The 23,894-nt window shown below is 54.7% G+C and carries 14 protein-coding genes; all 14 read right to left on the reverse strand.

Annotated elements, in window-relative coordinates; translation table 11 throughout:
• Positions 1–22: 22 nt before the first annotated feature.
• The 14 genes from CA13_RS12685 to CA13_RS12750 all read right to left on the reverse strand — a co-directional run bounded on the left by CA13_RS12685 (position 23) and on the right by CA13_RS12750 (position 23,760).
• Positions 23–1,708: a carboxylesterase family protein gene (locus CA13_RS12685; RefSeq protein WP_146397171.1), complete on the reverse strand. Its 1,686-nt coding sequence runs from the start codon at positions 1,706–1,708 to the stop codon at positions 23–25.
• 137 nt (positions 1,709–1,845) lie between these two features.
• A complete protein-coding gene (locus tag CA13_RS12690; RefSeq protein ID WP_146397173.1) occupies positions 1,846–3,606 on the reverse strand; it encodes a sulfatase family protein in 1,761 nt (586 codons plus the stop codon).
• A 134-nt stretch (positions 3,607–3,740) separates the two neighbouring features.
• On the reverse strand, positions 3,741–5,174 hold the full coding sequence (locus CA13_RS12695) for a sulfatase-like hydrolase/transferase (RefSeq protein ID WP_146397175.1): 1,434 nt from the start codon (positions 5,172–5,174) through the stop codon (positions 3,741–3,743).
• 234 nt (positions 5,175–5,408) lie between these two features.
• Complete coding sequence (locus CA13_RS12700) at positions 5,409–6,821, reverse strand: FecR family protein (RefSeq protein WP_146397177.1); 1,413 nt, start codon at positions 6,819–6,821, stop codon at positions 5,409–5,411.
• A complete protein-coding gene (locus CA13_RS12705; protein WP_419194257.1) occupies positions 6,818–7,318 on the reverse strand; it encodes an RNA polymerase sigma factor in 501 nt (166 codons plus the stop codon). The genes CA13_RS12700 and CA13_RS12705 overlap by 4 nt, the downstream gene beginning before the upstream one ends.
• Before the next feature lie 212 nt (positions 7,319–7,530).
• Positions 7,531–10,218: a sulfatase-like hydrolase/transferase gene (locus CA13_RS12710; protein ID WP_146397182.1), complete on the reverse strand. Its 2,688-nt coding sequence runs from the start codon at positions 10,216–10,218 to the stop codon at positions 7,531–7,533.
• A gap of 139 nt (positions 10,219–10,357) precedes the next feature.
• The gene (locus CA13_RS12715; RefSeq protein ID WP_146397184.1) at positions 10,358–11,584 is read right to left on the reverse strand and encodes a Gfo/Idh/MocA family protein; all 1,227 of its coding nucleotides are present in this window, start codon (positions 11,582–11,584) and stop codon (positions 10,358–10,360) included.
• Positions 11,585–11,623: 39 nt separating this feature from the next.
• Positions 11,624–12,811, reverse strand: a complete 1,188-nt coding sequence (locus CA13_RS12720; RefSeq protein WP_419194258.1) for an alpha/beta hydrolase fold domain-containing protein — start codon at positions 12,809–12,811, stop codon at positions 11,624–11,626.
• A gap of 81 nt (positions 12,812–12,892) precedes the next feature.
• On the reverse strand, positions 12,893–15,580 hold the full coding sequence (locus CA13_RS12725) for a serine hydrolase domain-containing protein (protein WP_419194259.1): 2,688 nt from the start codon (positions 15,578–15,580) through the stop codon (positions 12,893–12,895).
• 73 nt (positions 15,581–15,653) lie between these two features.
• Positions 15,654–16,673: an alpha/beta hydrolase gene (locus CA13_RS12730; RefSeq protein WP_146397190.1), complete on the reverse strand. Its 1,020-nt coding sequence runs from the start codon at positions 16,671–16,673 to the stop codon at positions 15,654–15,656.
• Between the two features lie 99 nt (positions 16,674–16,772).
• Positions 16,773–17,972 carry an FG-GAP repeat domain-containing protein gene (locus CA13_RS12735; RefSeq protein WP_419194260.1) on the reverse strand — a complete coding sequence of 400 codons (1,200 nt, stop codon included), beginning with the start codon at positions 17,970–17,972 and terminating at the stop codon, positions 16,773–16,775.
• Between the two features lie 185 nt (positions 17,973–18,157).
• The gene (locus tag CA13_RS12740) at positions 18,158–19,642 is read right to left on the reverse strand and encodes a sulfatase (protein WP_419194261.1); all 1,485 of its coding nucleotides are present in this window, start codon (positions 19,640–19,642) and stop codon (positions 18,158–18,160) included.
• A gap of 14 nt (positions 19,643–19,656) precedes the next feature.
• Positions 19,657–22,323, reverse strand: a complete 2,667-nt coding sequence (locus tag CA13_RS12745; protein WP_146397196.1) for a sulfatase-like hydrolase/transferase — start codon at positions 22,321–22,323, stop codon at positions 19,657–19,659.
• 42 nt (positions 22,324–22,365) lie between these two features.
• On the reverse strand, positions 22,366–23,760 hold the full coding sequence (locus tag CA13_RS12750; RefSeq protein ID WP_419194262.1) for a sulfatase family protein: 1,395 nt from the start codon (positions 23,758–23,760) through the stop codon (positions 22,366–22,368).
• Between the last annotated feature and the right edge of the window lie 134 nt (positions 23,761–23,894).

The following is a 23,894-nucleotide window of genomic DNA, read 5'->3' on the forward strand; positions in this document are numbered from 1 at the left end:
GAAACGTACGGAAAGAGTCTCTCTATTCTCCCCTTGAAAATCCAAGCATCCAGTCGACCAGTTCCACTGAACTGAAGACCGCCGCATTTCCTGCAGCATGATCCGCTCCAGGAAATTCCGTGTACTTCACATGTTTGTTCCCCGCAGCTCGCAGGCGTTCCACCATCCGTTTGATTCCGGCTACCCTGTCTTTCTTGTCGTCTCCACCAACCATGCCCCAAATCGGCAAATCAACAAGACTCGCGACATCGCCGCTATCGCCAATCGGAATACCGCTGGGCGACGCTGCCGCAAAACGATCGGCCGACTCATTTATCCAGGCCCAAGTTCCATAGCCACCCATGCTGTGCCCCATCACATAGATACGATTCGTGTCAACCTCTGGGTGGTTCTCCAAAATGTAATCGAGCATCGTATTCAACGATTCCACACGCCAGGTATCTGCTGTGTTCGGCTCCAGCAAAATCAAATCTCTCCCAGCAAGTTCCGCCAAAGCGAGTGCCTTCACCTCCGCTGATCTCGCAAGCTGCTCTTGCAAACTCATGTTCCTTCCGCCCGCGCCATGCAACGAAATAAGCAACGGCAATTTTCCCTTGGGCCTGTTCGCCGGGTACGCCATAAAGGCGATCTTCTTGAGCTTGCCGAACGGTTGATGCAATGGTTCAGGCCACTCAACCAACTCAACATCAACTTGCTTGAATCGATCGTTGATCTCCTGCAGCGTCTTATTGATGTCAGTACTCACCAACTTGCCCGACCGCTTTTGCTTGAATAACCAATCCCAGACATGATCGGTCTTGTCCGGTCGATTCGAAGCGTACTCAGTCAAATAGCCTTTGTCGGGATCGTCGCCGGTGTAGTTGAAGGCGAGACTGTTGGATCCGTGCCCGACACCCGTGACGGTGGTGAACTTGGCGTTGGCGCCCAATTTCTTGAGCCGCTCGAACGGATGGCGTGAGCCACCGTAGTCGACGACTTTGTCGTCGTTGCCATGGAAGATCCAGAGCGGCACGTCTTTGATACGTTTGGCGTCGAGCCAGGGAAAAAAACCGCCGGCCGAGGGGATGGCAGCGGCGAAGCGGTCCGGGTGCTGATAGACGGCGGCGAAGGTTCCAAAGCCGCCCATGGAATGGCCGAGGCAATAGACGCGGTCGGCGTCAATCTTGTATTTCACGCTGAGTTCGGTGTCGATGTACTCGAAAACCTTGCCGAGCACGCCGTCTTTGATGCGCGGGTCATCGGGGTTTTTGGCGACGTCGGCGGCAAGTTCAAGCGCACGCTGGCCGAACTTGCGCATGCCCTCGGGAATCTCTTCCAGAGTGACCGTGCCGTGCTCGGGCAGGATGCTGTGCTCGGCAGCGGGATCAAACCAGGATGTGGGCGACTGCGGAGCAAGCACAAAGCAGGGATGCTTGCGTCGGAGTTCTTCATCAGCCAGCCACTCGTTCCAGTTGCGCAGACTTTTGATGTTCTGCAAACCTTTCCCACCTGCGCCGTGCAGGCTCAGGATCAGTGGGTAGGTCCTGTCCGGGTCGAAGTCGATGGGTTTCAGCAGGCGGTACTTGACGCCTTTGAACTCACCGGGCTTGTAAAGGGCAAGGGTCTCGGGAGAGACCGCAGGCTTGGGGCCGCGCTGGTTTTGCGCGAAGGTGACGGAGAAAGTCGTGGTCGAGAGGACCAGAGCAGCGACAAGTAAGTGAATTCGCATGAAGTTGTTCTCTGTATGAAGTTAAGCATCCCACATCCCCATAGCTTCTTGTTTCTTGCGTACCATGGGGTTGCTCCTTCCGATTCAAGTAGAATCCAATGCAACCAGTTACACAAATCTTCTTGCAGGCCCTGGGACTATTTATCGGAGTCTTTCTGATTGTTTGATTTGGCTTTTTTGCGAGCCTTTTTACGCGCTGCGCGTTCCGCTTTCTTTTTTGCTTTGTCGTCGGGAGCTGGTTCATCCGTCACTCCCAGCTCTTGCTTCAACGCTTGTGGCACCGTTACCGTTTTGCCTTTGATTTCGAGTTGTTTGACGATTTCGATTTGTTTGTCGATCTGGCCGGGTTCAGCCGCGTTCCCTCCGGGGATGAACTCTCCAAAAGGACGACCAATGACTTCGAGGTCCTGCTGCATGAGATTGCGCATCTCTTTCATGCGAGTGGCCTGAGCGTTTTTATAAGCCACGTTCTTCATTTCTTTCGGATCCCGCTGCAGGTGGTAGAGTTGATCTTCGTCAAAGAAGCCGGGGCGATCTGCCCCTCTGACTCCGATGCCTAGACGTCCAATGTAGGACATGGCTTTGGGTAAGTTGTTCGGCGTGGCTTTCTTAATGGCAGCGATCTGTTCTTTGGTGTGGCGAACGGCAATGTAGGACCAATCTTTCGTGACTGTTGCCCTCGCGGCTCCCATTTCGAGATAAAGATGATCCCGCCAATCTTCGGCTTGTCCGTCCTTGAAAAGAGGGGTGAGACTCTGTCCATCGATCCGGTAAGAGTTCGGTTTCTCTGCTTCACCCAAGTCGAAGAAAGTCGGTACGAGGTCGATATTCTGCACGAGTTCTTCACACACTTGCCCTGCGGCGATTCCGTTTGGCCAACGCATGATCATGGGCACCTGGCAACCACCGTGTGAAAAGACGGATCCTTTGCCATCGCGACCATGATCCGGCGCAAAAATCACCAGCGTGTTGTCATCGATTCCGAGTTCCTTGAGCTTTCGGAAAATCGCTCCGAGCGAATCGTCGATCCACGCTTCACCAGCCACATGGCTGTCGGGATCGAAACCTTTTTCAGTGATTGTTTCGAGAAGCTCTGCGCGAGGTGTCATGACCTCTGGAAGGCTTCGGGCTTCTCCCTCTCCGGTGATGAGCGGGTGATCCATGGATTTTCGCCAGGACTTGTCCGGCCCGTGCAGCAGGGTGCTGCAAAGATGAAGATAGAAAGGGCCGTCCTTGTTTTCTTCAATGAATTCCAGAGCGGCCACCGTCGTCCATTCAGGGTTGTGCGAGGAATAGGGCGAGTGGATGTTTTCCGGGTAGACGTTCTTTGCCCAGGAAAAGCCCAGCGTTTGGAGGTAACGACGCATCCAGAGTTCGTTGTGTTTGAACTGAGCCGAGGTTTCGGGCCCAGGACTCGCGTCTTTGGGAATGTTGATCCATTTGTCTTTCCCTTTGTAAAACTCTGGAAAATCCAAATCTGAAGTGAGGTGAAATTTCCCAACGAATCCGGTGGTGTAGCCGGCTTCACGGAGAACATTTCCAACGTTCATATTGTCGCGTTCCAGTGCGACATTGAAATTGGGAAGCCCCTGATTCTCTTTGCCGCCGACCGCTTCGGCGTAACGATTGCTATGCGAGTTACCCGCAAACCGACCGGTCAGGAAGGTGTATCGAGAAGGAGTACAAACCGAGCTGCTGACGTAGGCGCGAGTGAACTTCATCCCTTCCTTTGCCATGCGGTCGAGATTGGGAGTGTAGGTATCGCCCCCAAATGCGGCGATGCTCGAAGGGTTCTGATCGTCGATCAGAAACATGATGATGTTAGGACGCTCTCCGCGAGCGACTGAAGCAAACATTGCCGACAAACAGAAGATCGAAAATGTAGTAAAGGTTTTCATGGTGTTATTTTTGGCTAAGGATCGTCGTGGAAATTGCTGTCGTAGCGGAACTCGTCAAGAGTTTCGGCCAGACACTGAAAATGCCCAAAAGTCTTGACGACTTCCGCTACAAAAGCGGGCTTCCTACAAGCGGATCATTTGGATGATTCTGGAGTTTGGCCGCTCTTGTTTGATTCGCGTGCTTTGCTGCGTGCGGCTTTCTGTTTTTCGCGTTCCGCTTTCTTTTCTTCTTTCGTCATTTTCTTGGCTGGTGCACCGGCATCAGGATTCCAGCGTTTTTCCTGCTTGCCTACCGGGTCAGCCATTTCGTCGAGCCATGCGTTGTATTTGGCTGTGAGTTCGGAAACCACTTTCGGGTGTTTTGCAGCAAGGTCGGTGGTTTCGCTGAGATCTTTTTCGAGATCGAAGAGTTCAATACGATCTTTCTGTGCGACCAACTTCCAATTCCCGCTGCGGATGGCCCATTTTCCATTGGCCCCCGCAGAACTCCAGTACAATTCGTTGTGGAGTTTGTCGGTTTCACCTTTGAGGGCGGGCAGGATGCTCTTACCATCCAGAGGTTTGTCCTTTGGCATGGGAAGCCCAGCAGCGTCGAGAGCCGTGGCAAACAGATCAGTCGACCACATGGGAACGTCGCATTTCTTCGCGCCATCCAGTTGAGCCGGCCACGACACAATGAACGGGACATGAATTCCCCCTTCGTAGTCCATCTGCTTGAAGCCGCGAAGCGGTGCATTGTTGGCGTTCATGGCACCGGAACCGCCATTGTCCGTGAGAAAGATTAGCAGTGTATTGTCAAAAATGTCGTTCTTCTTCAACGAATTCACAATCTCCCCAACTCCCATATCGAGGTGCTTGATCATGGCCATCAGGATGTCGCGAGTTTCGTCGCCAGTAACTTTCTTGATGTCTTCTTCGGGGGCCTCCGGTGGAGCATGCACTGCGTTGTAAGCGACATAGAGGAAGAAAGGCTCCTTCTTGTGGCGGTTGATAAAATCGACTGCTTCCTCAGTGATTCGAGTGGTGAGGTAGCCTTCTTCTTTGATCGGTTTGAGGCCACGATAAATGGGGTGGTCCATGTCTGTGTGGTCAAAGTAAGGATGCGCCCCGCGTCCCATAAAGCCATAGAACTCATCGAACCCTCGATTCATGGCGTGGTACTCTTCAGTGAGTCCGAGATGCCACTTACCCAATGCACCAGAGACGTAACCGGCTGGCCCCAGTCGCTGAGGAATAAACACTTCATCAAGCGGAACGCCTGAGCCTCCCTCACCTGCTGTATAGATTCCAAATCGTTGCTGATAACGACCTGTCATCAGTCCTGCACGAGTCGGCGAACACACGTGTCCACTGGTATAGCCCTGAGTACAGGTGATGGACGAAAGTGCGAGGGCATCGATATTCGGTGTACTGACTTCTGGCGGGGAGTGCGGATTGTAGCTGACATCGGCATAGCCCTGGTCATCTGTGAGAATGATGACGATGTTCGGTTTCTCTTCCGCCAAGACGATGGTGGGCATTCCGATCAAACAAAGGACCAGTGCTTTCAGTGCGTGTTGAAGTTTCATGGTTACTATTCAGGTTTAAGATTATTCGGGGTGAGTTGAAAAAGGTTATTGAGGGCGGAGCCCGGCGAAATCTCTGCCGGTGGCGTCAGCCACCGGTGAGGAGTTGTCAAGCAGCAAGGCCGGAAGCCGACACAAGTCTGAGGTGCGGTGAATCGGTGTCAATGTGTCGCCCTCCGGGCTGAAACGACGATTTCTCGACTCTGGTGCTATTGGGCTTGTAGCGGCGGCTCACTATTACTGCTCCGAAACAATCACTCGGATCTGATCGACAGCCGAACTCGCTGAAAGATCAAGCGACAAAGTCCGGCGGTCCCGGCTGAGTGTCACATTGTCTCGGCCTGAGTCAGGCAGGTCATCCGGACGGGTTGGCTCAATGCCGCGCAGGGTGTCTCCATAGTCGCCCAGAGGATGCCCGAGCTGTTCGTCTGACGCGTTGAGCAGCTTCGTCCCACCAATCAGTCCGAGAATCGGCCGATCAAATGTGATCTGTCCGATGACTCGTGCGCCGTCGGCTTCTTTCCGGCCGAACTCACCGATCGGATTGAATTGCAGCAGATAACTCCGAACCACCTGCCCGGCAGCGATCGGCTGTTTGTCCTGGCGTCGAACTCGGATGTACTGGCCTAGTTCGGTCACGTTGACTTTGAGATCCGATTTCAGCAGAACTTGCGAACGCTCAAGGAATACCAGAATGCGCTCGCTGTCCTCGTATCTTCCCGGGACGAAGTCGGGACCAGGGGAAACAAATTTCGTCAGTCCGGTCGCCTGCAACACACCGGACGTGACCGGCCAGGCGTCTTCGTAACGCTCTGTCGAGTAGTCCACTGAGTCGATCGAGTCGGCTTCAGGTTTGGACCGGACCGCGTTGCCTTCTCGAACAAGCTGTGGCACGTCCTCACTTACGGAATGACTGACCTCGACTTCACCTTCAAATACGCAGACGTCGGTTTCGCCGTCTGCTCCCACCGAAACACCAAACGCAGTTCCCAGATCGACGACATCCATTGCCGGCGTGACGACTTCGAACCCCACCGCAGACTCCGGTATGGACGCCGTGAGGATTCCACTGCTCAGGATTGTTCTGTCAGTCGACAAAATCTCAAACTCGGCAGGCCCCTGAAGCGTGACAGTGGCACCATTACAAAAATCCAATCGTGCCAGGCCAACCTCCAAATGCAGTTTGCCCTTGCCGAACCCGTCTCCCAGCGCTCGTTCTTCGCTTCCCCATCTCGCATGGGATGTATACGCCAGTGTGGCAATCGCGGTAGCAGTCTCATCGCGTTGGCGGGTCGTGTCAGGCCAGTTCAATACAAGCAAAAGCGTTGCAGCTGTAGCCAGTACCGCCAATGCGATAGCTGTTGCCCGCCGTGACGGGAAGTGTGACTCTGCGTTCGCTCCAGAGCTGCCAGCGGGAGAATTGAAGTTTGCAGATTCCGCGGGACTGTTCGTTTCGAGATCAGTAGCGCCCTCCGATTCGACTGCATAACCATGTTCATTGATCAAACCTGCCAGCAGACGGAGGTCGTTGAATTGCCGAACGCGATCAGGTGAGTTTGCAAGGTCGCGATTGAGCAAGTCCAGATCGCAGGCATCGATCGCTTCTTCCAGATACAAGGTGGTCAGACGCAGGAATTGTTCATCATTCATGAGATGGAATCTCCCGTGTCGAGTGCAGTCAACTTCCTTTGAATGCACTGGGCAAGCGTGACGTAAATGCGTTGCAGAGCCTTGTAGACAGCCGCCGGTTTACTACCGAGCTTCTCTGCCACCTGCTTCCCACGCAAACCCTCAAAGTAGCGCATCCTGATCGTTTCACGTGACTTTTCGCTCAATCCGTCAATGCAGTTGCGAAGTGCGTCGGCCCGCAGCGGCATATCACTGGTGTCGCGGCGCTCAAGCTCTGCATCCACTAGATTCAGAATAGATTCGTCAAGCAAAGTGACCTGGTACTTTTGTTGACGAATCAACTCGAAACATCGGTTTCGAAGCACTTTCCACGACCAATCACGCAGATGTTGAGGCCCCTCAAAAATGCCATCATTCTCGAACACTCTTGCCAACATGTCCTGATAGGCATCTTCTGACAGGTGGGACTGACGCAGGATCGACCACGCCAGGGCGATCTGCTTCGTCCGTTCGGGCATCAAAACTCTGAGGATTTCACTGCGGTCCATAAACTACATCATGCGCGAGATGAAAAGTGTGGACATACTTTCTGAAAACTTTTTACGCTGATTCAGAGGACACCGTGAAAACCGTATTTGGCGGGCCGCGTGTCGGTCTTCTTCCAGCCGGCGGGAAGTCGACATGCATTTTCAGTTGTCTTGCTCCGATGGTTTTGTAGACGACCTCTTTTTTATTTCTCCGGACCATGTCCGTCGGATCCGTCAAAGTAGATTCCGTCCACGTTGACACCTTCGGGGGAGCGCGGGTCGCCGCTGAGTCCGAAATAGACGATGCGGCAGTTATTGCCTTTGCTCAGCTCGTTTCGTTTGTCACTGATTCGAACGGTTAAGGTGTGTTCCGCTTCCGGGTCGAGTCCTTCGCGCAGGATGTAGATCCGGTTCAGGTGCAGTTTGAAGCTGTTCTTGGCAACAAATAAATCCTGTTTCACCCAATCGGAGCCATCGACGCTGTGTTCGATGATGCCAGCTTTCGGTCCGGCGATAATCTGGATGGCTACAGCGGAACCTTTGAATGTGATGTCAAAGCTGTCGCCCGGATTGTGTCCGATCAACTGGGGCCGCTCGTTCCAACCTGTTCGCACTTTGCCGCCTTCTGCAGCGGCATCGTAGTCGGTCTGGACGGCAAACCCGTTCAGGTTTGCAGCCGTTTGCGGCGGAAACAGTTTGCCTTGGTCGTAGGAGGAGGGATCGAGTTTCTCAGGCATCGCATGAGCAACGACCGGACGGGGCTTTCCCGACCACGCTTCATCGAGCAGTCGCTCGATGCTGTCTGCGTAAAGTTGCTGTCCGAAGGGCGATGGGTGCACGCCTTTGATGCCACCCTTCCAAGTGAACTCTCCGCGCTTGATGCGCTCGTAAATCTCCTCGGTTATATCAAGCGTCGGCACGCCATAATGCGCTGCTACTTTGTCGAAACTTTGAAGCACCTCGGGCGTCTTCCCGTTTTCGTAATCTTCGAGCTTGTCCGGGCAGGCAAAATGCATCATGACGATGTCCATGTCAGGATTGGCCCGCCGCGCGCGCCGAACAATGCCTTCCATGCCACGAACCGCCTGGTCGGCCGTTCGTCCAATCGATACATCGTTCACCGCCGCTTCTTCGAACAGCAGATCGACTTTTCCCTTTTGAATGACGTCCCGATCCAGTCGAAATGAACCATACATGGTTCCGGTTGAACCGACTCCGGCAAGGATGAACTTGAACTCTGTCGACGGGAAACGCCGTTTGAGGTTTTCCATCACCTTCTTTCGCCAGGGCATTCCGGTAATGGAGCCACCGACAAAAGCGACCGTCCCTTTCTTGGTCGTCGCAAAGATATACTGCGAATTCTTCAACCCGTCGTGCAATTCGAACCAGTTCTGTTGCAACGGTCCGTTGTAGTTTTGCCACGGGTACGAAGCAGGTTCTGCTTTCGATTCTTTTTTTTCTTGTTTCGTGGTAGGAGCCGTTTGCGACTTGGGGCGATCCGTTTTTTTCTTTGTCTTTGGTTTTAAAGGAGTCGCAGGTCGCGGCAGTGCCGGCAGGGATTCGTCCCAAGCCGTAATGGACTTGAGCATGCTCGACGCCTTTTCTGGGTGCTTGGCGATGACGTTCACGGTTTCATTCGGGTCATTCACCAAATCATAAAGCTCGTCGCCATCACGCCTGTTCACATGGTATTTCCAATCGCCGTGCAGTGCGGTCGGATACTGCTTCTTCCAATAAAGGTAACGCTCCGGATTCCGTTCCTTTCCGAGCCAGACATCGGCAACATTCAGTCCCTCGAACTGATCCTTGTCATAAGGCGTGTCGGTCAGATGGCACAGTGTTGGCAGAAAATCCAAGCCGGAGAGAATGCTGGTCTCGTTGACCGTATCGACAGGCACCTTGCCCGGCCAACGGACGATGAATGGGATGCGCACCCCGCCTTCGTACATCTCGTGCTTTCCGCCGCGAAGTTCTTTTGGCCACCCCATCATGTTCGCGCGGGTCGTGTCGCCGACCTGGTTGGCTTTACTTGTATTGAGCGTGTTTCTGGCGGGTCCCTGATCACTGGCAAAGACGACGATCGTGTTCTGCGAAAGCCCCAGCTGATCGAGCTTTTTCAGCAACCGGCCGATCGCTGCGTCCAGGCTCCAGACGTCGGCGAGGTAGTTCTTCATGCAGTCATCGACACTCCGTCCCCATTCATCTCTGCATATATCGAACTTGTTGGCTTTCATGTACGGACCGAAGAGTGATTCATCGACCTGCAGGTCTCTGAACTTTTCGGCAAACACGGTATCCGATGGGATGCTGAAATGCGTAATGTGGGCCCACACATTGACATAGAACGGCTCGTCCTTGTGGCGCTGGATGAAGTCAATGGTAGCCTCAAAGGTGTCGTCGTCACGCCCCTTCGTGCGGTCCTTCAGGGAACCGATAATCTTGACCTCATCAATGCCATAATTGGGTACTGGCGGGATCTTTTCCGATGCCTTCTTCCCTTCGGCTCCGGGGCCGATGTGCCACTTCCCAAAATGCCCGGTGGCATATCCGTTGTTCTTGAGCAGCTGCGTGATTGTCGCGCGATCCGCAAACCCAAAGTCACCGATCCGACGCTCGAAACTGCGAGGATGACGACTGGTCATGAAGCCCGTTCGACTGGGCTGGCAAGTCACTCCCGTGGCGTAAAACCGGCTGAACCGCGTTCCACTTTTGGCAAGGCCATCGATGTTCGGCGTTTTTGCATAAGGATGGCCATAGCAACCGAGATCACCGTAGCCAAGATCATCGGCGAGGATGAAAACGATGTTCGGTTTCTCCTGAGCGTCAGCGAAGGATGCCGACACCAAAAGTATCAGTGAGAATAGGCTGAAGATGCCAAGTGTTCGTTTCATACTATTTGTCCAATGAAACTGTTTTCAGTTCTACTTTAATTTACCCTTTGTCGGAACCAAGCCGTGTGTCAGATCGTCGGCCAGGACGAAAACGCCGGTCGGCATTTCGAAAGCCGCTTCAAAAAGGTCCGCGTCGCGTCTATAGCGAATACTGCGGAATCTTCATCGTTTCGCCGTCCTTCATTGCAGACAGGTGCGCATAGTAGCCGGGCGTGGTCATATTCAGTGCGTCGATGACGTCAACTCTCGGCTTGCGACCTTGCAATATCGAGTCGATAAAGTCGTGTCCCAGGTAGCCATGTGAGCCGCCGTGTCCTCCGGGTTTCACGCCCGGCGGCAACGCGTATTTCTTCAGCTTTAGGCCGCCCTTGATCGCTTCGGCGTAGCGCCGCTTTCCGACCTTGTCGCCCCTGAACGTCTTGTGAAACCCGGCATATTCGCCCCGAAGGCGGCCTGCTTCGAGGTACTCGCCTTGTGAACCGCAAATGATCATTCGGGAAAGTCCTGCTTCGGCGGTGCGGAACAGGCCGACTTCAGAGGTGAACATGTTCCCAATTGCGTTGGGGATACGCTTGTCCTCGTCAAACGGCAGCGTGCCCTGGCAGGAGACGTCAAGCAAAGACTTGTGGGTTACGCCAACATAGTAAGCCGTCGCGTGCGTCGGATACCACATCCGAGCTCCATTCATTCGCCAGTCTTTGTAAGAGCCCAGCCTAGGTGCCCCGATCGAATGAGGGTGACAGTATTCGCCCTCGGAATAGATGATTCGACCAAAAACATCGGCGGCAAAGAGCTTTTCCATAGCGTAGAGATCGTCATGAAAACATGAGGTTTCGAACATGGCATAAACCAGACTCTTGTTCTTCTGACAGCATTCCAAGAGTCTTTCGGCGTCCTCAATATCGCCAAAAAACGCCGGAACCGCCGTCGCAACGTGTTTGCCGTGCTCCATACAAAGAACCGCGTGTTTGGCATGGGAAGGCGCATCGGTGGCGCAAAAGATTGCCTCGATGGACTCGTCCTTGACCATCTCCTCGAGCGACGGGTACGTCTTGGCGCAATTGGCTATCTGAGCCATTTCGGCGCAGCGGTCTGGAAATAAATCACTGACTGCAACCAGCTCGACGTTGGGATGATTTTGGAGTTCAAACTTCAGACCGAATTTGCACACGCCGTGGCCGACAATACCCAACCGAATCTTGCGGTCGCTGAAGGGTGTCCAGACTTGTGATGTGTCGACGTCAGTGTCCGTCTGGTCGAAACCGGGAATGACTTTGTCCTCTTGGGCAAAACCGGGTGCTGAAGAGCCCGCAGCGGTTGCAGCCGCAGCCGCGGTCAGGAACGATCGACGAGTGATATTGGACATGGTTAGATAACTCCTAATAGATACTACGTGACAAACCGGCTACGGCGTGGATTGCTCTTCCAGCAACTTGGCCGCGAAGAAATCGACAAGTGATTGGTACTTGGTTTTCGCACCGGGGTGTTTCAAGTGGGCTTCCACTTTGATCGCGTCGGCTTTCTCCTTTAGTGCGATTCCAAGGTTTACGTGATGAATGAGCCATCCGCGTACCCGCTTGGGATCAGTTGGCATTTTGTCAGTGGGCGACATTCCGTAGCTCATAAAAATCGGCGGATCGTCAGCAGAGACGATGTCCAGAGCAGAATGGCGGAAAGCGATTTCGTTGGCTTCGCCCAGTGTCTTTGCGCCCCACATCGCCATTCGGACCTTCTTCGGATCGCTTTCTCCGTTCAAAGGGAGGGAGAGCGATTCGATCTTTTTGTTCTCTCCCAGCAGAGGCCCAATGGTCTTGCTCCAAAATTCGACCCCATTGGATGTCTGTCCTCCGGCGGTTGCAACGCATGTCAGCCGAGTCGATTCTCGCTCAATGGGATCCAGACTATCAGGCTTCGCCATCTCGTCGCTGAAGGCCAGCCACATGCAGATTTGCGCTCCAGCCGACCCACCGAATGCAGCAACCTTGTTTTTATTGATGTTCCACTGGACTGCTTTGGAACGCATGAATTGCAAAGCCCGCCGAGCGTCGTGATGGGCTGCAGGCAAAGGGGCAATCGTGAGGTAGCGGTAATTGATGGCGGCAACCGATATCCCCGCGTCTAGCAGTTCAGAAAGCTCGTTCGGCTTCAGCTTGTCTTTGCTGCCGTTCTTGAATCCTCCCCCATGAATGTAGATGGCTAATGGAGTCGGCTCGTCTGCGTCAGCCAGCCAAATGTCGAAAACCTGTCGCTCGTGTTCACCATACTTCACATTGGCAAAGCTCGGCGTCTTCTTTGCTTTGTCCGTTGATGTTGTGGATGGCTTCGGCTTTGCTCTGTTCGCAGCCATCCGAAGCAGAGACTGCTTTTCCGCATCGGAAAGAACACCGTCTCCATCTTTGTCGGCCTTGGGATGTCTCTTCAAAGCCTGCCGGCTCACCATTGCCTCTTCCGCATCAGAGATGACGCCATCGCCGTTGGTGTCAGCTTGGGGATAGAGTTCCAGGATCTTCGTCTTGATCGCATCGTTTGCGTTCACGGATGAAAACGCTGACATTGTCACGATCACAAAGCAGATGAGAAATGTTTTTGACAAGATTGGACCTTGGGGTGAAATGATGGAGTTTTGGATTCAGGTTTGGTTTAAAAAGTGGGATAGGCTTCCAGCCCACGTTTATTAACTACCTTTCGATCCAATTGCGGGAACAATTCGTTCTGGTGCCGTCTTGAGCATTTTGCCCATGCCCTTATTGTGCGAAGTGATGGCGATGATCAAATTCAGTTCGTCAATCATCATGATGAACTGACCACCGGCCCCGCGACCTGATTTCATGTCGTATGTCTTCCCATCGACGTCGACGTTGTTGCGCCACCAGAAAAATCCGTATGACGTGTCTTGTGGATTGGTGTGGATTTTGGATGTCGCTTTTTGGACAAAGTCGGCCGGTATCAATTGCTCGCCATCCCACTGACCACCGCTTTGAACCAGCATCCCCCACTTGATCATGTCGCGCGACCGCATGCTGCTGCCGGCGGCTGATTTCGGCAGTCCACTCACGTCATCCTGCCATCCAAATTTGGAAATTCCCAGCGACCCCAGCAATTCCTTGTTGATGAATTCCGTCGCGGTCCCGGGCACCACCGTTTCGATCACCTGCATCACGATCGACGGGTCCGATGACTGGTACTTGTATTGCTTGGACTCAGTCGTGATCGGCGCTGTGTTTTCAAGGTACGCCTGAATCTGACCTTGGCCCTTCAACGTGCTCCGTGACTTTCGCAGTTTCTCGACTGTCTCTTTGGCAACTCGAATCCCCGAGTGCATGTTCAGCGCGTCATTCAACGTGATCGTGTCACAGCCCGTGGCGAGTCTGCTTTGATCGATGTTCGTTAGGAAATCGAGCACAGGTCGATTCAAGTCGGACATTTTCAGATAGTCAAGTTGAATGGCGCGGCCCAGAGCCAATGCCGTGTAGGACTTGGTGATCGACATCTGGTAGTGAGGATAGTTGGCTCGCCCGCGCCGGTAGTACGACTCAAAAATCAGTCGACCATCATGGTGGATCAACAGGCTATCGACTTCACCATGTTGCCCTACCGCAATCTCTCGCGCCAAAGCCAAGATCATCTCCTTATTTCCACTGTCCAATCCAAGTTCACCCACTTCGATCCCGTCCGCCATGTCCTCAGGCGACGTGTCAAGAAACGGTCGCTTGAGATCCGGAAGATGCTGCTCTTGGGCGAATGAAATGTCATCGGACGATAAGTCCGTGACTTCTGGCGCAAGTCCATTATCTTCCGTCAGTACACCACCATCAGCGTCCTCTGCTTTCATTGCTTTGGCTGGCGATGGTTTGCCCGAAGGCGTCTGTTGTTCGGCACGTTTTGCGAGTCGGCTTGCTTTCCGCGTGGTCCATTCGGCTTCGGTGAGTTCTCTCTTTGGCGCGTGCTGCGTGATTGGTTCTCGCGGCGGCTTGAAGTCATCCGTTATGAAGCTCGATGCAGGCAGGCCCGCTGAGTTGACAAGGCTGATGGCGGGATCAGGCTCTGGCTTACGAAAAAGATATCGCACGTATTTCGGCGTATTGATCTGCGGACTGGTCACATGAACCTGGTCACCAACAATCATTGCGTTAGCCGGAACGTACTTGCCGTCTTTGCCGGCGATTTCAAAGAAGTCGAGGTTTGAGTCGTCGCCGATGGGGTTGCTGAGCCCGTCTGCGACATGGTCGAAGGAAAGTTGCGCCGTGTTACCGCGAAATTCAACGTTCTGCAGCAATGGCCCCGAATAGGGCAGCTCCGATCTGCCGTAGTCTTTCGCCAGTGCCCAGAGAGCCAGCCGCTGTCCCGCATACTGTTTGTCATGCGGATGCAGGCTGGGGCCGTGGTCGTAGAAGACCGCCATCCCGGTGTTTTGAGTGGTCGCAAGCGCGCGTCGCATGGCGTCTCGCAGCCAAGGCCACTCGCCCGTTGCGTCTTGAGTTGGAACCTGAACGTAATAGAAGGGAAACTTTCGTTCTGGCAATCCCGCGCGACGCGCAAATAGTTGTCGCCAATTTTCGATCATGAAGGGCAGGAGTTGTCGGTACTCAAAGCCCGTTTGTGCTTTGGCATTTCGCTCGCCTTGGTACCAGATCGCGCCTCGAAAGCAGACCGGTACGATCGGATCAATCTTGTCGGCGTACTGAACGCCTGGGTTACGGTTGTCCTGGACGTCATTCCAGCCTTCGGGGATGCCAAGCCGTTTTCGGATGACTTCCGAGTCGTCTTTCGGAATCCAAGCCTGGATCGGTGTCCCGGAGTTGTAACGCAGGATCAAACCGACCGGGACATCCAGTTCACGGTACAGCCTTTCGCCAAAGTAGAATCCAACGCGCGAGACTGTCCGTTGTGTCCTTTCGTCGATTCCTGTCCAACCGTGCCGAGTCGAGACTCGCATTCGGGTCAAGCCTTTCTCGAAATACTCCGGTTCGATGTGTCGGTTCTTACTGGAGTTAAACGAATCAGCCATGTTCGACTGCCCGCTGCACAGCCAAACTTCGCCAACCAGTACACCAGAAAGTTCCAGCCTATTCTTTCCTTCCACAAGCAACGGCCGTTCCTGGCTGGATGTGGCGAGCGGATCTAGCAAGACCATCCACTTACCATCCGAGTCTGCCTTCGTGTGTTTGGACTGGCCTGCAAACTTCACAGCGACTTTTTCTGTCGGATCAGCCATTCCCCAAATCGGCACGGGCAATTCACGTTGCAGCACCATGTTGCTGGAGAAGATCTTTGGAAGTGTCACGTCTGCATGTGCCAGCGACGGCGTCAATGCAAGGAGCAGGACAAATAGAACACTGGCGAGTCGGGTTGTTCGATTCATTCTGGATCGTTGGAGAGGATTGTGTTGAAGCTTTGCGCTCATTGTAGATGCCCCGCAACGTCGCGTTGTCCAGCTAGTTCTTGTCCTTGAGCATTGCGATCAAGTAATCCGTGGTCGTCGTATGCTTCACATCCGGAGCGCCGGGATAGACCAGTTCGCAGGTGACGCCGATCGCCTTGCAATGTTCCTGCAGTTTGACGCCGAAGTTGGAGGTGTGAGTCGGGTCTTTTTGTGGCTCGCCGATCGCGGGCGGCGTTTTGTAGAGCAGGTACACCGGTGGATCGTCGGCGCTGACCAATGCGTAAGGTGAATATTCGGCGATCCAAGGCAGGATCTTTTCGCGTCCGTCGAGGAACGCCGTGAAATTCGGCAGGCCAAACGCGTGGCCACCGTATTTGCTGTTGGGCGTCCACTGCTTCATCTGCTTGGGATCGAGCGTGGTCTGCGCGCCAATGACGGCCGCGCACCACAGACGAGTTGACTCCCGCGCGACCGGGTCCGTGCTCTTGGGATCGGCAAGGTCGTCGTGGAAAGCGATCCACAAGCTGGAACAGGCTCCGGCGGAGCCACCCGCCGCGCCGATGCGATTCTTATCGATGTTCCACGCCGTGGCTTTGCTGCGAACAAACTGGAGCGCGCGGGCCGCGTCATGCAGCGGCGCCTTGACGGGCGGTTCGATTCCTTGCTCCGCCGCTTGCCGCACGTAGCGATAGTTCAGCGACGTGACGGAGATGCCGGCATTCAACAACTGCGCGACATCGGCGAAACGGTTGGCACGCTCCTTGGTACCGCCCTGCCACCCGCCACCATGAATGATGAACACTAGAGGTGTGGGCTTGTCCGAATCAGCCTTCCAGAAATCAAGCACGTGACGCTGGTGATCACCGTATCGGACCAGCGACTGCGTCGGCTTGGGGACCGACGCGTCATAGACGTCGGGCTTCTTGGTTGATTTAGTCGAGGTTTGTTTCGCGGACGGTTTCACTGGCGTCGCTACGTTTGGTTTGTCCTGACAGAACGCGGGCGAAGCGGCAAACGCGGGCGAAGCGATAGCCAAGACAGCGGCCAGACAGCAAGTAATGTGGCTTCTCATGTATATGATCCTAAAAGTTTCTGCGTCAATTGTGTTGCAACCGCACATCCTATTCGACGGAGCGGTCTCAAGTTCTTGCGAATTCTCCGAGTCGAGTATTCACCTGCCGTCATTCCAAATGATGTGCGTGCCGCTTTTTCCTGGGACAACGATGTCCTTCCAACCATTGCCGTCGAGGTCGTGGACGCGAATCTGCAATCCGATTCCAGGTCCTTCACCTGCGGGGGCTGTTGAGATCAAGTGCTTTGCCCAGGTTCCTGTTTTCGGAGCCCAGTCATAATACTGCACGGTGATGTCGTCATGTGCGCCTGAATCGCGGCCTGAGTGGCCGTGGAAGCGTTTGCCTGTGATCAGTTCAGGTTCGCCGTCGTTATCAACGTCGTCCCAGGCAAGGGCGTGGCCCTGTGAAAACTTCTTATCAATCAGGTGCTGACGCCAAGCGGTTAAACCGTCGGGGCGCGACTCCAGTTGCTCGTGCCAGTAGAGACCGTAGCTGTGACCGTCCGCCCAAATGAGATCGTTTCTGCCGTCGCCATTCAGGTCCTGAATAAGCAGTGGGCAGCTTGCATGTGGCAAATCGAAATCGTGATGATAGGTCCAAGGGCCTGAGAAAGCGCCCGCTGCGGGTTGCTCATACCAACCAGCTTGGAAAACGATGTCCTGTTTTCCGTCGCCGCTGATGTCGCCGAACCCCATGCCATGTCCATTGCCGCTTTCGCAAACAACATGTCGCTCGACGGTGACACTGCCGTCGTCGCCTTTGATCAGTCGAAAGATCTGCGTGGGATTTTTCACGTTCCATGAGTTCTCGATGAATTCAGGTGTGCCATCTCCGTCGATGTCATGCAGAAACGTGGCTTCGTTGTGCGCGGTCCCCGTATCGACGATTCGGTGGACGGGCCATGCTTCCACGTCGTAGTTCCCTACGCCGGGGTTCTCGTACCAATTCACAAGGGTTTCTTTGAAGGTTCCGGCAAGCACGTCAAGATCACCGTCACCGTCCATGTCGTAAAGGTGCTCGGAGTTGTTTGACAAGTAGTCGTCGCCGAAAGCTGTGAGTGCACGGACCGGCCGTTGTTTGAAGTCGGGAGCCTGATACCAGAATTCGCCGGCGGTGATATCAGGTTTGCCATCGCCATCAATGTCACCAACGGCGATGCCTTCGTTGTTGTCCTTGTGAAGCAATTGCACGCGCCACGTTTGCTTCGGCGCGTTCTTGTTGTTGCGTTTTTCCTGAGCAAACGCGCCAACCGCGAACGTTGAAATGAGAACAGCAGGCAGGAGGTAATTGAGTTTCATCGCTGTAATGTTCGGATTTGGTTGGATTGTTGATATCCTAGCGACGTTCGCCAGGGCGTGGAATTTAGTAGTGCCAAGTCCTCCCGGCCGCATCATGTCCTCTGGCCGTTGGGAACTGGCACTGTTTGTCTATCCTTGTCTGTCACGAGTTGAGGATCAACCCGGAATTCAAGCATTGATGACATTCACGGCTGAGGTCGCCGAAAGTATGGCTTTGAGGCCGCTTTTTCGAAGCGATCGCCGAAGGCCTTGATGTCCAGTTCTTCCTGAGTACTCCGTGAGTACCACAGATGCGCCTTTGCCGCATTCGCCTTCGGATTCGGTATTGGCATCTTCGCTCCGACCTGTGTCCGCCATTGTTTGAGCTCTGCCGCCATGCTTGCGGTGCGTTCCGGGTGCGATGCCGCCAGATTCGTTGACTCGCCGATATCCGCGTTCAGATCATAAAGCTCCAAGCGTCCGTCCTCCAACCATTCGATGAGCTTAAAATTCCCTTGGCGCATCGCGCTGGCCGGCCGCGAATGATGATAGTGCGGATAGTGAAAGTAGATGGCGTCGCGTGCCAGGTTGGCGGTCGGGTTCTCAAGCAGCGGCATCAAGTTGACGCCGTCTATCGTCTGCGTCGGTTGCTTGGCCTGCCCCATGGCACAGAAGGTTGGCAGCAGGTCCCACGTTGCGGTTGGGACTGTGCTCGTCTTGCCCTTTGGTACGACGCCGGGCCATTTGACAATCAAAGGCACCCGGATGCCGCCTTCGTAAATGGTGCCTTTTTCGCTGCGCAGCGGCGCGTTGGTTGAAACGATCTGGCCGCCGCCCGTATAGACCTCTACCAGTCCGCCGTTATCGGAGGCCAGCACCACGGCGGTGTTGTCGCTGAGTTTGAGCTCGTCAAGTTTGTTGAGCAGCTTGCCGATCGCGGTATCCAGGTCTTCGATCATGGCGGCGTAGACGGGATGGTTAACGCCGGATTCGGGCTTCTCCTTTTTGACGTACTTGGCGATCGTCTCCTCCCGCGCCTGAATCGGGATATGCACCGCACGATGCGACAGGTGCAAGAAGAACGGCTTGTCTTTGCCCGCGTAGTTTTCGAGAAAGTAGACAGCCTGATCAGTAAACAGATCGATACTCTTCGGTCCAGCTGGGCGTTTTCCGCGCCGCTTGATAAAACCGATCTCTTTCAAAGTCTGCTCGGTATGCTGATAGCCGTGTGTATCCGGTGCAAACTCCGCCCCACGACCCAAATGCCATTTGCCGAAATAGCCAGTGACGTAGCCTGCCGCCCTGAGCGCCTCGCCCGGTGTCGTCAGATCATGGCGGAGCTGTTGCGGCATCGGCGGTACGATCTGTTTCTCAAACGGCCGCCAATGGCCGGGCAGAAAGTCGGTAATGCCGGTACGCGCCGAATTCTGACCGCTCTCAATGGTACTGCGTGACGACGAGCAAACGGGCGTGGCATAGAAGTCGGTAAAACGTACGCCCTCAGCCGCCAGTGAATCGATCACCGGTGTTTCGTGAAACGGGTGCCCGTAGCAGGCCAGGTCTGGCCAGCCCATGTCGTCGATCAGGATGAACAGAATATTCGGCTTGCCGGGATGATCGGCTGCATTGGCGGTAAATCCGCTGAGCAAAGCAAACGCCGCGCACAGGAGGGTGGTTCTACAGTTCTTCATGTGTTTGAATTCTCTTATGGGTTCGTCTTGTTCATTTTCTTCTTCGGGGCAGCAGGAGTAAAGGGAGCCGCTGTCTTGCTCATTTCCACTTCCCATTGGTCGAGCAGATCGCCAAGTGCTTTCAACTTCTCAGGGACGGATGCGGAGAGATCCCTCTCTTCGGCGATGTCGCCCGAGAGATTGCAAAGTTCAGCCATGAATTTCATATTGTCGCGTGTGCTGTATGTCCGCAGGTATTTCCAATCTCCGCGACGAACCGCTGATTGCCGGATGACGTTCTGGTTCTGACGCACGCTGACCGTGCGGCGACGAAAGAACAGTGGCCGGTCCGCTTCGAGTTCTGTTTTGCCGTTGAGAGCGGGCAGCAGGTCTACCCCGTCAAACGGTGTGTCCGGACGTGGCTCGGCGCCGCTGAGTGGCAGGTTGCGCGATGTGCCCTGCGCGCCGCCGTTGTCGCTGGTCACGAAGACGAGCGTATGCTCTGCGATCTTCTGATCGTCGAGCGTCTTGATGTCTGGACAGACATAGCATCCGACGTCACCGTAACCAAGGTCATTGGCGAGAATGATGTTGGGGGAATGTGGGATAGGCTTCCAGACTGTCTTTTCTTTCTTGTTCTCGACAGGCTGGAAGCCTATCCCACTTTGGAACTGAACTTTCTCCGCAGCATCGAAATCCCATCGCTTTCGGTCTTCGTCGTTTCCATCTTTCGGTCCGATTTCAATCCAGTCGATCTCCGTTGGCCGCTTGGAGTCCGACAGAAAAAATCGTACATGTACGAGGCGGCCTTTGACATCGAGTGGCACGGTCAACTCCTGCCAGTCTCCGCCAGCGACTTGGAATGATTTGCTCTGGCTGTCCTTTGGAAAGAGCTGCTGGCCTTCGGTGCGCCACTGCAGCCGGGCCGCTGCGTCCACGCGTGTTCGGACTCGAAGCTTGAATTCCACCGGGCCGCTGGCTCGCACGCTAGCGTTGGCAATAAAGGCCTGCCGCCCGCTCGGTGTCAGTCGCAATGAATCGCCCTCGACCGTTACGTCGGCGCCTTTGGCGATCCATCCCAGCATGGATTCTTTTTTGACAGTCGCCGCAGGTTTGCCAGCGCCGGGTTTCGCTTGCAGCTTGTTCGATGGAGGCATCTTCAAACCGCCCGCCTGCACGCCGATCAAGGACGGATCGAACTTGGCGGGGTCGAAGTTCGGATTGGGTACAGGGACGACGACTTTCGCCTCGGCAATGTAATCCTCAATCAACTGGTCGAGTGCTTTGACCTTCTCCGGGTGAACCGCCGCGAGGTTGTTGTTTTCGCCGATGTCTTCCCGAAGATTGTACAGCCGATAATCATGATTCCCGTCTTCGCCGTAGTGGAAGGTGCGGATCAGTTTCCAGTCACCGTGATGCACGGACATCGACGGCGGAAGCCACTGCGGCGTGTTTCCATGACTTGGTACAAGTGTGAACATCGGCCCGCGATCCATCTCTTCACCGCGAAGAGCCTTTGCAAAGTCAACGCCATCGATTGGATGGTCCTTCGGTCGGTCCACGTTCAACATGCGAAGAATCGTCGGGTACAGATCGTTCGATTGAATGCGAGCGTTACTGCGCGAGTCGGGTTTGGTGACACCGGGCCAGACGACCACGGCTGGAACGCGAACGCCACCTTCATGGATGCCTCCCTTGCCGCCGCGCAACGGGTGGTTGCTGGTGATGGCCGTGATGTATTTTTCGCCCGCAGCATCGGTCTCCTCGAGGCCGCAGTGAATGTTTCCGCCGTTATCCGAATAGAAGACGATGACGGTTTCGTCCGCAATTCCTTCGGCGTCGAGTGCATCGAGCAGACTTCCGACCGCATCATCCAAAGAATGCACCATCGCGGCATAGGTCGGCGACTGCTGAGCTGTGTAGTCTTTTTTGGGACCGCGCCGGATCTTCCTGCGATAGCGTTCGATCAACTCAGGCTTCGCTCCGAACGGAGCATGCACGGAAAATTGCCAGTAGTTCAGGAAGAACGGCTTGGTGCGATCGCGTTTTTTCAACCACGCCACGGCCTCCTCCGCCATGCGATCTTCGATATGTTCCCCCGGCTCGCCCTCATTGAAATCCGGATTCTCATAGCCCCAAGGCGCAAGGTAACTGGTTTTCGGTCCGGGGCCGTGCCAGTGAGGGATGTCCACATCGAAACCGAGTTCCAGCGGAGAATGTGGTTCAGGTCCCAGATGCCACTTGCCGAAATGCGCGGTCGAGTAACCGGCATCCTTCAGAACCTTCCCCAGAGTCGGCACAGACGGATCAAGCCGCGTCGACGACTTGACGTTGGTGCATTTCTGATGTGGCGGTCCGTTCGTATTCGCAAACGCCTCAGAGCGAACCTCCGGTAAGTGCGCGGCGGGCGCGGTCATCCCATGCCGGGCGGGATTCTGGCCAGACATGATGCTGGCTCGCGTCGGCGAACAGATTGGACTGGCGTACGCGCTGGTAAACGTCATGCCACGCGCGGCGAGCCGTTGAATGTTCGGCGTCTCATAGAGAGACGTCGTTCCGTACAACGTGGTGTCCGCCCATCCAAGATCATCCGCCAAAATAAGGACGACGTTCCTGGGTCGTTCGGCGGCGGTCGCGGCTGTTGTGGACACGACGGCCACTAGAACGAGGAAACACTGATAAATGAATTTGGTGTGAGTCATCGATGAAAGTGTTTGGAGTGTTGGTGAGCGGCAATGTCGCCCCTATCGAGGCTCTCTTCTCGACTCCCGCTGTGGCTTTGCGGCTGCAGCAAAGACTTTGCCGGACTGGCGTTCGGTCGGGTCATACCAATCTGTGAGAAGGCCGCTGAGGTCCTTCACGAGATCGGGCTTCTTTGAAGCGAGGTTAACCATCTCGTCAGGATCCCCCTTCAGGTCATAAAGCTGGGGTTCGCCACCTTCGGGCGGATATTGCATCTTCCCCGGCGCTCCGTCGTAGGTCAGCAGCAGCTTGTCGTGACCGCGAATCACCCAGCGATAGAGAAGCGACGCCTGCGGATTCTCGATGTCGGCGATGTCGTGTGCAAACGATTCGCCGAACAACGTGTCGCGTTCAATGGCCTTACCGGTTTTCAACTGCGGAAAAAGATTGAGCCCGGGGAAGTCGTGTGGTCCTTTCGCTCCAGTGGCGGCGAGAATCGTCGGGACAAAATCAATTGACGAACAAAGCTCAGGCCGATCGGCCGCGGGAATGGTTCCCGGCCAGCGGAACATGATTGGCGTGCGTGTGCCAAATTCGTTGGGGCTGATTTTGGATCGCGGTGCGTAGCTGCCTTGTTCGGTCTGAATCCAGCCGTTGTCGCAGACGTATAGCACGAGTGTGTTTTCTTTGATACCCGAGTCATCGATGTGATTCACTAACGCGCCGCAGGTTTCATCGAACCACTCGCACATCGCATAGTACTTGGCGATTCGTTCCTGTACTCCCTTGTTGATATACTTTTCAAATAGTCGATCTGGAGGAGTATGCGGTGTATGTGGCATGAAGGGTGCGTACCAAACAAAGAATGGCTTTTCTGCTGCCACGGAGCGATCGATGAAATCAAAGACCGGCTCCATTCCATCGCGTCCGATCCTGAGACCCGCATCGCCGTGTCGTCCGCCCCTGTTGGGAAACCCCTTGGTCATGCCCTCGGTAAATCCCCCTCGTTGATAGGAACCTTCCCACCACTTACCGCTCTGGTGGCTGACATAGCCTTTCTTTGCCAGCCACCTGGGAAGAGCACCGGCCTGATCAATGTGGGAGATGAGTACTTCCCTGGCGTCTTTCCCCGCTTTTTCGGCGTGAGCCTTGTTAGCTGGCGTACCTACGGGGTCGTTTCCGGTGGTCTTATTCTGATGCGAATACAAACCGGTGATCAGCGTCATCAGCGACGGTCGGCACAACGCGGTCGGAACATAGCCACGCCGAAACACCGCGCTTTCCTTCGCAAGCTTGTCGAGATTGGGCGTTGCGATTTCCGGATGCCCCATGAAACCGTAGTCGGTGTAGCCTTGGTCGTCGGAAAGAATCAAAACGATGTTCGGAGGTCTCGATTCAGCAGCGGTCGCGGTTGTCACGATCAAAAAAAATGACAGTAGGCAGAGGATGATTTTCATGTTGTTCTTCATAGAGACGGTTTAAAAATTATTGGTAACCCGCATCGGGTTTTCCTTTTTGGTTTCGCCACGAATCACTTTGCCGCTTTCCAAACGGCATGTTCCGTGAAGGGAAAACGATCCTATCGTTCTCT

The organism is Novipirellula herctigrandis, from assembly GCA_007859835.1.
Lineage (GTDB): Bacteria > Planctomycetota > Planctomycetia > Pirellulales > Pirellulaceae > Novipirellula_A > Novipirellula_A herctigrandis.